General features: G+C 68.6%; 5 protein-coding genes and 1 tRNA gene. 3 read left to right on the top strand and 3 right to left on the bottom strand.

Annotated elements, in window-relative coordinates; genetic code table 11:
• Positions 1–1,290 precede the first annotated feature (1,290 nt).
• From CS062_RS26255 to CS062_RS26260, 3 genes are all read left to right on the top strand, one after another.
• Positions 1,291–1,455 carry a hypothetical protein gene (locus CS062_RS26255; protein WP_158238816.1) on the top strand — a complete coding sequence of 55 codons (165 nt, stop codon included), beginning with the start codon at positions 1,291–1,293 and terminating at the stop codon, positions 1,453–1,455.
• Between the two features lie 3 nt (positions 1,456–1,458).
• Complete coding sequence (locus CS062_RS17310) at positions 1,459–2,199, top strand: SOS response-associated peptidase (RefSeq protein ID WP_099862836.1); 741 nt, start codon at positions 1,459–1,461, stop codon at positions 2,197–2,199.
• 247 nt (positions 2,200–2,446) lie between these two features.
• Complete coding sequence (locus CS062_RS26260) at positions 2,447–2,686, top strand: hypothetical protein (protein WP_158238817.1); 240 nt, start codon at positions 2,447–2,449, stop codon at positions 2,684–2,686.
• Here CS062_RS26260 and CS062_RS27380 read toward each other — a convergent pair.
• The 3 genes from CS062_RS27380 to CS062_RS27305 form a co-directional block, all read right to left on the bottom strand.
• Positions 2,612–2,785, bottom strand: a complete 174-nt coding sequence (locus CS062_RS27380; protein ID WP_368372860.1) for an Arm DNA-binding domain-containing protein — start codon at positions 2,783–2,785, stop codon at positions 2,612–2,614. The genes CS062_RS26260 and CS062_RS27380 overlap by 75 nt on opposite strands.
• A gap of 241 nt (positions 2,786–3,026) precedes the next feature.
• Positions 3,027–3,101 (bottom strand) — tRNA-Arg (locus CS062_RS17320).
• 124 nt (positions 3,102–3,225) lie between these two features.
• Positions 3,226–7,397: translocation/assembly module TamB domain-containing protein (locus CS062_RS27305; RefSeq protein WP_143742392.1), on the bottom strand; the 4,172-nt coding region annotated here is incomplete at its 5' end.

Here is a 7,397-nt window from a genome sequence, read left to right on the forward strand (position 1 = left end):
TATACTCCCATTTAGTCGACGTATGAGCACGTCGGAAGAGAATTTGCCATCGCGGAGTGAGGCAAGCTACCCCCCCAGAGGTTGAGGCTCGTTAAGGCGACGTGAAAGCCCCGAAGCGATCGGTACAAAGCCGAAATTAGCTCTTGCTTCGACAGCGATTGCATGTTCGATCCACCGTCCATCGCCCAGCGCCAGCGGCCAAAGATCGGGAGGCCGAGCCGATGTCGCGAGTCCGCTGTGCCAGTGGCGCACCTTTAGAAGCGTCCAAAGTGTCGGATGACGAGATGCAGCTTCCCGGGTGGGGCATCGCTCGCTCGGATATCGCATTGGTCGTGTGTCCACTTGGCAACCTTTCGGCAACCAGCTGGCAACCGCTGTGCTCCCAAGCCGCAACCGGTTGGCAACCCGTCTGCGGTCGCGACCAAGCCGGGTGGAATGCCGAACAACTAATCAACCCAGCCTCGCGTTGGTCGGCAAAATGAGGAAGCGTGGGGCGCAGCACGTGGTTGCGTGGTACTTAGCTAAGCCCGCGTTTGATCATGGCTCGCCGCCCGATGCCGAACGTTTGGCGAGGAGGCGCCGAGGCGTACCTAGGGACCGAATGCCGTTGCCGCCGACCAAATCCTCTAGCGCGCGCTCGGGACCCCGCCCCGCCCGCGCGCTGAATGGGGCGCTTTCGACGGCAGTGCCGGATGGGCGCCGCGCTCGGCGCCGTGCGGCCTGGCGCGGTCCAGATGCGCACAGTCGCGGTGACGGGTTCTGCCGGAGTTTTGCGGTCGCCGCCGGCCCGAGCTGTGCGCGGCAGAGGCCCCCGCGACGTCACCGACCACATGTCGCTCGGTGGCCTTCAGGGAACCCGCTCGGGAACTCCCTAACCTTCCTAACCACCCCTGAAAAAGCGAGGTAAGTCATTGTCCTATATGCGATTTTCTGATTAGGGTGTGGACCTAATTAGACCTAACCCTTGACCTAATATTCCGTAAGTGATTGACTTCAAAGGATAAATTTTTTAATGACAGTTAAGGTTCAACTTCCTAATCTGATGAGGTTGAGGTTAGAAAGAGGTTAGGGTTGATGTGTGTTCCTAGCTGTTGATTTAAATGAGAATTTCCGTATGTCGCTAACTCCGGTTAGTAAGATTAGGGGGTTGCAGACACCGTTCCGATTTTGGAGAAGCAGCTTCCACGAGCCGCCGGCGGCCCCTACAGTCGTCTCATGGACGCTGAGAATTTTTGGGCTGATGTCGAGGTCGATTAGACCGAGCGGGGGACCTTCGTCGCGGTCCTTGTGATGGGGGTCGGCGACAGTCCCGACCAGATCACGCGCGTGCCGCTCGCCGGCGAGCACGTGCTGCCCGAGCTGGCCAGGAGCGCGGCGATCGACGCGATCGCGTCGATGGCTTTCGAGGGGAGAGCGGACGGCGCCGACGCAGCAGCGCCGCCGGCGGAGGCCTGAGCGATGTGCAACCTCTACCGCATGTCGCCGAAAACCGACCCGGAGGTCTACATCCGCCGGCACCTCGCCAAGTTCTGGCTTCCTGACGACCTGGCGAAGCCCTTCGTGGGACCGTTCGATCCGGGGCTCTTCCTTCGCGCCGACGTCGACGGCGAGCTCGTGGGCGAAGTGGGCCAGTGGGGCCTGATCCGACTAGGCGCGCCGGCGCGCAAGGAAATGATCCAGCCGAAGGCGACCGCGGGGAAGAAGCTGGGCGCGGCTAGGCCGAGGAGCACGAACAACGCGCGATCGGAGACCGTCGCGACAAGCCCCGCCTTCCGCGCGGCGTGGGCCGAAGGGCGCCGCTGCCTGATCCCCGCGAGCTGGTATCAGGAGCCGAACAGGGAGACAGGGCGCAAAGTGTGGTGGCAGCTCAAGCGAGCTGACGGCCAGCCCTGGATGCTGGCTGGCATCTGGAACCACTGGACCCACCCGGAGACCGGCGAGATCATGCCGTCGTACACCATGCTGACCTGCAACTGCGACGGGCACCCCATGCTGGGCAGGCTGCACAAGCCAGACCCGAAGGCGCCGCCGGACACGCAGGACAAGCGCGCTGTGGTCCACCTCGAGCCGGCCGCCTGGTCGACGTGGTTGTCCGGATCCGTGGACCAGGCGCGAGATCTGATCCACCCCGCGCCGGCCGAGTTCTTCGACCAGGCCGACGCGATCGCGACGGACGAGCTGCTCGCCGCGGCGAAGTAGATCTCGACGCCAGCGTGCTCGAGCTCACGGCAGCGATCCGCTCCTCAAGGTGGTGACCGCCGCACTGTGCATCCGCTGGATATACTGTATGCGAATACAGTATTCGCCATGTTGGTCCATGCGGTCGCGCGGCGTCAAGTTGACGCCGGCGGAACTGCGGGCTCAAAGGCTTCTGGCAGGGCATCTGAGTTTCAACCGGAGCGCCTACTAGGGTCGGGATGAGCGTGGCCTGTGAGTGTGCACGCTGATGCCCGAACTGGTTGAATCGGGCTGGTCCGTGGAGCTGGTCGATGCCCGCGTTCTGAGGATCGAGCAGCGCGGGATCCTGGTTGGTGGAGTCGAGGACACCTGGTATCGAAAGAAGCGCACCAGCTTCACGCAGGTGCTATGGGCTTGGCCGATGGACGGCGGCTCACACAAGGCGCGACCGCCAGAGGCGACGTTCCACTCGATCAAGTTTCTTGAGCAGTTGAAAGCCCACACATAGCCCGCTTTCCTTGCCGAAGAACCGGTACTTCCAGAACCAGCGCTTCGATCCGCTTGGCGCGACTTCGAGGTATAGGCTGCCTGCATCAGACAGTCGCACGCGAGTCTTGTCGGCAGGACAGACCGCCGCTTTGCATTGAATATCTGTGCATGAGGGGGAACAAAAACAGCCGATCAAGGGGTGTTCTTTGTTCGTTCCCCTCGACGTTCCCCTCGACGTTCCCCACGACTATATGGGCTGAAGTGGGTTGGCTCGGAACCTTGCGGGACGACTTAAGCCCCGTCGTACTGGGGTTCTCAGGCGCGGGAAGCATTGCGAGAAACCGCCTGGGCAAACCAGGTGGTCCCTCCGACAGGAATCGAACCTGTATCTGCCGCTTAGGAGGCGGCCGTTCTATCCATTGAACTACGGAGAGCCCACGCAGCAGCCCGGTGGGGCCGCTGCGCGAAAGCGGCGGATTCTCGCATGGAAGGGGCGCGACTCGCCGCCGCGGATGTGCCGGGCGCCGTGGCCGCCCGACACGGCAGCGCGACCGGGGGCTATTCCCACTTCCACTGCCAGATCACGTCCAGCCCCTGCTGGTACTCGTTGGCCTGCGCCCGCAGCGTGAAGCGCTGCGCGAGCTTGTAGATCACCTGCCAGGAGCCGGTGGTCGCATTCAGCCCGCGCTCGTAGGCGACGAAGACGTTCCGGCTGACCTGCTTGCCCAGCCGCACGACGGTGCCGCGCGCGTCGTCGCCCTCGCCGCTGAAGGACAGCTCGTCCAGACCGATGTTGTGGATCAGCTTGTCGCTGGCGCTCTCGCCGTCGCCGCTGATCAGCGCCATCGCGGCGCGCTGCATCAGCGCGGTGTCGCTGCGGCCGAGGTTGTCCGGCGAGCGGCCCAGCACCAGCCAGGACAGCTTGTTGGTCTCGCTCATGTCGGGCTCGGAGTAGAGCCGGATCCGCGGGCTGGTGGCGGTGCCGGTCACGGTCACGCCGACGCGCACCGCCTCGTTCTCCATGCCGGGCCGGATCGCCAGCACGTCCAGGCGCGGGTTGTCCAGCGGACCGACGAAGCTGAACACGCCACGCTCCACCACCAGCTTCTGTCCATAGGCGTTGAAGGTGCCGCCTTCGCTGCGGACCTCGCCGGTCATCTGCGGCCGCGGCTGGCCGTCCTGCGCCACATGCAGCAGGCCGCGCAGGCGCGTGTCGATGCCGTAGCCCTTGAGCTGCAGCCGTCTGCCGAGGTCCAGGTCGAGGTCGAGCTTGAGCCGCATCGGCTTGCCGCTGCCGTCGACCGCCTTGGGCGGCGCGCTCTGGCGCACGACCTGCACGTCGCTGTCGAGCTGCGGCGCGTCGCCGCGGGAGAAGTCGAAGAGCCCCTCGACGACGACGAACTGCCCCTTCAGGTCCAGCAGCTGCGCGCTGGCCTTGAGCTGCGCGGCGCCGGTGGCGACGACGCGGCGATCCACCCGCTGCAGCAGCGCGAAGGTGTCCGCCTTCAGCGAGAGGTCGGCGCTGGGCTGGGCGCCGAAGCGCAGCGTTCCCTCCATGTTGACCGTGCCGTTGCCGGCCCGGGCGCTGAATCTCTCCAGCCGGGCCTCGCGGCCGCTCATGGTCAGCGCGAGCTCGCCCTGCTGCATGTCCACGCCCATCAGCGGATTGCGCAGCGAGAGTTTCTGCGCGCCGGCCTGGCCGCGGATCTCGGGGGCGCCCAGCGTGCCGCCGAAGCTCAGCGTCGCCGCGAGGCTGCCGCCCAGGCGCCAGCCGGCGGGCAGCCATGGGCCCCAGTTGCCCATGTTGTCGACCCTGGCCTCGATGCCGCCTTCGAGCTTGGCGCCCGGCGTCGGCAGGGCATGGGCATTGGCGGCGCGGAAGGTCAATGCGCCGCCGACCGCTCCCATGTTCTCGCCGGCCACGCCCTGCACCAGGTGCCACACGCCCTGGTCGGCGATCACGCCCAGGCGCAGGTCGGTCAGGCCCAGGCGCTGGGTGCTGACTTCGTCGGTGACGGTCAGGTCGCCGCGGGTGCGTTCGATCATCGCGTCCAGCGTCAGGCCGCGGGCGTCGCGTCGCGACTTGAAGCGGCCTTCGATCTGCAGGTCGCCGCCCCAGCCGAAGTCGGGCTGCAGCTTGTTCAGCACCGGCGCCGCGGCCAGTGGCTCGAGCGCCGCCTGCACATCCCACTCGCCCGAGGGCAAGCCAGGCTGCGACGAGGTCTGCCAGTTCATCCGGTCCCAGCGCAGGCCTGCGCCGAGCAGTTCCATCCGTCCCGGCGCGAGCGTCGCCTGGCGCGGATCGAGGCCGCGGTCGAGCCGCAGCGCCAGCGCCAGCGGGCCAGCCTTGAGCAGCGGCGTCGACTGCTGGCTGGCTTCCAGCGCGAGCGCCAGGTTGCGGGCCTGCCAGGTCGCGCCCTGGCGCCAGGCCTGCAGCGGGTCGGTGTCCAGCGCGCCATCGAGCGCGAGTCGGGCACGCGCGCCCTGCGGGTCCAGCGGCACGGTCTGGGCGAGCGCGCCGCCGGGCCCGCTCGCGGCCTGCGCGCGCGCGACCACCTTCGTCGCCGTGGCCTGCGTCAGCACCGGCGGCAGCGGGACCTGGCCTTGGGTCGTCAGCGTCAGGCGGTGCTGGAGCCAGCTGCCCGAGAGGTCGAGCTGCAATTCGTCCAGCCGCGTGCTCTGCTGCGGCAGGCGCAGCTGCCGCAGTTGCGTCGTCCAGGCGAGCCGGGCGTCCTTCAGGCTGGACAGCGACCATTGGCCCGAGGCGGCGTCGAGCTGCAGCGCCGGCCGGCTGCCGGAATTCGCCGGCAGGCCCGGCACGCCGGACAGGCCCAGGCCCTGCAGCTGCCACTTGCCGTCGCTGCCGTACTGCGCCTGGCGGGCACCGGGCTGGATCAGCACGACGGTCGCCTGCGCCTGGGCGCTGCCGACGATCGTGGCCTGCGGGAACTGGGCCCGCAGCATTGGCTGCAGGCTGGCCAGCTTCGGCGCGTTCAACTCGATCGAGAGGTCGACCTGCTCGCGACGCGCCGAAGCGTTGATGCGACTGCGCGCCAGCAGCGTGGCGTCGGCCAGCTTCAGGTCGGCGAACAGGTCCGGCGTGGCCGCGCCGTTGCGGCTGTAGCGGACCTGACCGCTCAGCGGCAGGCCTTGCCACTGGCTGGGCTGCAGGTCGAACTCGGCCTTGCCCTGGGGCCAGAGACTGCCGCGAACCGATTGCAGCGTCGCCCGCAGGCGACCGTTGAGCGCCTGCGGCAGCGCGCCGTCGGCCACCGGCTCGGCGCTCAGGCGGCGTGGGTCCAGCCCCTGCACCGAGGCTTCCAGCCGCGTCTTCCAGCCCTCGGCGAGGGTGAGCGTCTCGTTGAGGGTGAACTCGCCCTCGGCCTTCAGCGTCGCCGGTCCGGAGCGGGCCTGCAGCCGCTGCAGCGCGACGGACCGTTGGCGGAGTTCGGCGGCCAGCGTCAGCTCCAGCGGCGCTTGCAGCTTGCCCTGGCCGAGGACACCGGCGAGGTCGCCCTCGACCGTCAGGACCGGGTCGGCGCTCCGCTGGGTCAGGCTCGCCGGGGTGCCCAGCTTCAATTCGCCGCGCGCCTGGACCAGCGGCCATCGCGCATCGATCTGGCGGCTGTCGAGGCCGGTCAGGCGCAGCGTCAGGGCGCTGCCGTCGGCCTGGCTGGTCTGGCCGACGGCCTGCAGCCGGCCGCCGCCGGCCAGCTGCGCATCGAGCCGGGGCAGGCGCAGCCGGGTCCAGTTCGACGGGTCCAGCAGCAGGTCCAGCTGGAGCGCGCGCAGCGGCAGGCGGTCCTGGTCGAGGCGACCGGACGCGCCGTTGTCGAGGTCGGCCTTGACGCTCAGCGACCGGTCGGCATTGGGCGTCATCGTGACCAGGCCGGTCAGGCCGGTGCGTGGCACGCCGTCGGTCCCGGGCAGCAGCGCGGCCAGGTCCAGTTCCTGCGCCCGCGCCTGCAGCTGGGCGACGGGGAAGGGGGCGAACGGCTGCAGCCGCGCCTGCACCTGCAGCCGCTGCTTCGCCGCCTCGAGCGAGCCCTTCAGCGTCAGGTCGGCCAGCGCGCCATCGAGCTGGAACGGCGCCGTCCACGGCAGCTCGCCGGTGGGCTGGCTCAGCGTCCAGCGGCTGGCGAGCTTCAGGTCGCCGCGCGTCGCGATGCGGGCCTCGCCGGCGAGGGTCAGTCCTTGCCAGGCGAGCGACTTCACCGTCAGCGCATGCTGCTCGCCGCCGTCGGTGCCCAGCGCCGCGCTGCCGCGCAGGCCGCGCAGCGGCTGGTCCAGGCCGGGTGCGAAGAGCTCGCCGATCTCCAGGTCGGCGATCGTGATCGCCACCGGCGACAGCAGGCTCAGCGGCGGCTTCGCCGGCTCGGTCGACGCGCTGGGCGCCATCTGCACCCGCAGCCGCGCCACGGCCAGCCGATCGGCCTGCACCTCGCCCCACAGCAGCGGCGATCGGTTCCAGGCCAGTCGCACATGGCGCCACTGCAGCTGCTCCAGCACGATGCGGTCCTCGGTGCCGGGCAGCACCAGCTCGGCGCGGTCGACATCGAAGTCGCCCAGCAGGCGGCCGCGCGCGTTCTGCAGCGACAGCCCCGGCACCTTCGCGAGCACGTAGGCGGTGCCACCTTCGGTCTTCAACGCCCAGACCAGCGCCAGCAGCAGCAGGCCCACCAGCACCGGCACGGCCAGCAGCACCCACAGCAGTCCGCGCCCACGGCGGC

It is taken from the genome of Roseateles chitinivorans, from assembly GCF_002761755.1.
GTDB lineage: Bacteria > Pseudomonadota > Gammaproteobacteria > Burkholderiales > Burkholderiaceae_C > Roseateles > Roseateles chitinivorans.

Excerpts from the sequence above, each read along its gene's own strand:
- CS062_RS17310 (WP_099862836.1), top strand. The coding sequence starts at position 1,459 with ATGTGCAACCTCTACCGCATGTCGCCGAAAACCGACCCGGAGGTCTAC.
- CS062_RS26260 (WP_158238817.1), top strand. The coding sequence starts at position 2,447 with ATGCCCGAACTGGTTGAATCGGGCTGGTCCGTGGAGCTGGTCGATGCC.
- CS062_RS26255 (WP_158238816.1), top strand. The coding sequence starts at position 1,291 with ATGGGGGTCGGCGACAGTCCCGACCAGATCACGCGCGTGCCGCTCGCC.